Source organism: Streptomyces sp. NPDC056527 (assembly GCF_042794475.1).
GTDB lineage: Bacteria > Actinomycetota > Actinomycetes > Streptomycetales > Streptomycetaceae > Streptomyces.
Map to the genome: position 1 here is coordinate 1 of NZ_JBHTTQ010000229.1, position 2,068 is coordinate 2,068.

General features: G+C 67.0%; 2 protein-coding genes. Both read right to left on the minus strand.

Annotated features, from left to right (window positions below):
* Positions 1 to 238: 238 nt before the first annotated feature.
* The gene (locus ACFQ7Q_RS38065; protein WP_383563843.1) at positions 239 to 709 is read right to left on the minus strand and encodes a hypothetical protein; all 471 of its coding nucleotides are present in this window, start codon (positions 707 to 709) and stop codon (positions 239 to 241) included.
* A 189-nt stretch (positions 710 to 898) separates the two neighbouring features.
* Positions 899 to 2,008, minus strand: coding sequence for an IS110 family transposase (locus ACFQ7Q_RS38070; protein WP_383563846.1), 1,110 nt, complete (start codon positions 2,006 to 2,008; stop codon positions 899 to 901).
* Between the last annotated feature and the right edge of the window lie 60 nt (positions 2,009 to 2,068).

Below are 2,068 nucleotides of genomic sequence, written 5' to 3' on the forward strand. Positions count from 1 at the left end.
CAGTGGCCGACAGATCAAACTCAAGGCACCAGGGCCAGTCGTATCGCGAGTCAGGCCACCGCCCAGAGCGGCACCCCAACATCCTCACAGTCGTAACGGACCTTGCTCCGGGGGACTCCGCCCAGCGTCCGCAGCGCGTGGACGTGCCCTTCGAAGAAGGCTTCCGGGCCGCAAGAGGCGAAGACGCGATGGACGGCCTTGCCCGAGTAGGACAGGCGGAACGAGAACAAATAGCAGGTCACAAGCTCGCCGGCGAGGCGGATCGTGACGTCGCCGAAGTCGACCTGTCGACCTCGGCCTCCATACCGGGCTGGTGGGTCTGCGGCACGAATGCCTCGACCGGTGCTTTCCCCGACTCGATGAGGATCTGCGGCTTCCGGTCGGAGACGTAGCGCCGGACCATCTCGTAGGAGACGTCCGCGGCGTGTTCCTCGACCAGGCGGTGGAAGATCCGCGTGATCGTGTGCCGCTGCTTGCGCGGCGCGTCCAGATCCGTCCGCAGCATCTCATCGACGAGGGGCTTGTACGGATCCAGCGCGGTCGGCCGCGGCGGCAGCTGCTTCCTCGGCTCGGGCCAGACCGAGTCCACGGCCTTGCGGACCGTCCGCCATGACACGTTGTACTTGCGCTCGATCTCCCGGATCTTCATACCGCCGCGGTGGTCGCGACGGATCGCCGCGTACAGCTCGATCTTCGACATCTGCGGCATGACCAGGCCCTTTCACCAGGAGCATCCCGATGCTCCCGTGGCAAGAACCCTGGCGACTTCAAAACTCGTGAACATCACCCGACCGTGGATCTGGGCGCCTCCCAAACCCGTGAACAACGGGCTTCACAACCCGTGAATAAAGCCACAGCGGCCTCATAGCGGACCGCGAGCTTGATGCCCCTATGGATGTCAAGCAGCGACTGTCGTGGGCCATGTCTGGTCAGTCGGAGTGCTTGTCGGGACGATGAGCCGGTAGATCTCTCGTGCGACGTAGCGTTTGAGGCAGCGGATGATCTCGCGGCGTGTCTTGCCCTCGGTCAGACGTCGTTGCAGGTAATCGCGGGTGCGGTCGTCCCAGCGCAGACGGCTGAGGACGATCCGGTAGAGGGCGGCGTTCGCTTGGCGGTCGCCGCCGCGGTTCAGCCTGCGGCGCTGTGTCTTCCCGGAGGAAGCCTCGACCGGGCTGGTGCCGCATAAGGCTGCGAAGGACGTCTCGCTGACGAGTCGCTCGGGGTTGTCACCGGCCGAGATGAGTAGAGCAGCGGCGCTGTCCGGGCCGACGCCGCGGACTTCCAGTAGGCCCGGTGTGCTGACTTCGACGGCCTCGGCTATCCGCTTGTTGAGATCGTCGATCTCCTCGGTCAGGTGGCGGATGCGGCGGGCCAGCAGCCTCAAGGTGTGACGGGCAGCCCCGACCGGCCCATTTGAGTGCTGAGCGTCGAGCTCGGCGCACCTCTTGAACAGGTGCGGGTTGCTCAGGCCGGCCAGCGATTCGCGGAGGGCTGCGTCAGCTGAGACCAGGACGCTCTTGAGCTGGTTGATCGCCTGGGTTCTGGACTTGATCGCGGACCCTTTCGCCAGCTTGAACAGCCGGAGCATTTCCACTGGGCCGTCACTGGTCTTCGCCGCGGCGGTGGCGCGTCCGGTCAGCACGGCGCGGGCGGCGGCCTCGGCGTCGATGGCGTCGGTCTTGCCGTGGCGGCGTCGGGCAGCCTTGTCGGGCTGGTTGACCTCGGTCACCTCGATGCCCTCGGCGCGCAGGTGCCGGGTCAGGGCGGCTCCGTAAGAGCCGGTGCACTCGACGCCGGCCCGTCGCAGCACGCCGAACGATCGTGCCCAGTCGAGGAGTTGCCGATAGCCATCGGCGGTCGCGGGGAAGCTGCGGCTGTCCAGGGCGGCGCCGAGCGCGGTGATGACGGCTGCGGCGTGGGCATCCTTGTGAGTGTCCACGCCGAGCAGGACGTCCTCGGCGTCCGCTGGAGCCTGACATGGGGCGGTGGACTGCGTGATGCTGGTCAAGGTCGCCTGTCTCCTGATCGCCTCGGGAACCGGTGGCCGTCGCCGGGCCGGGGGCGGTCA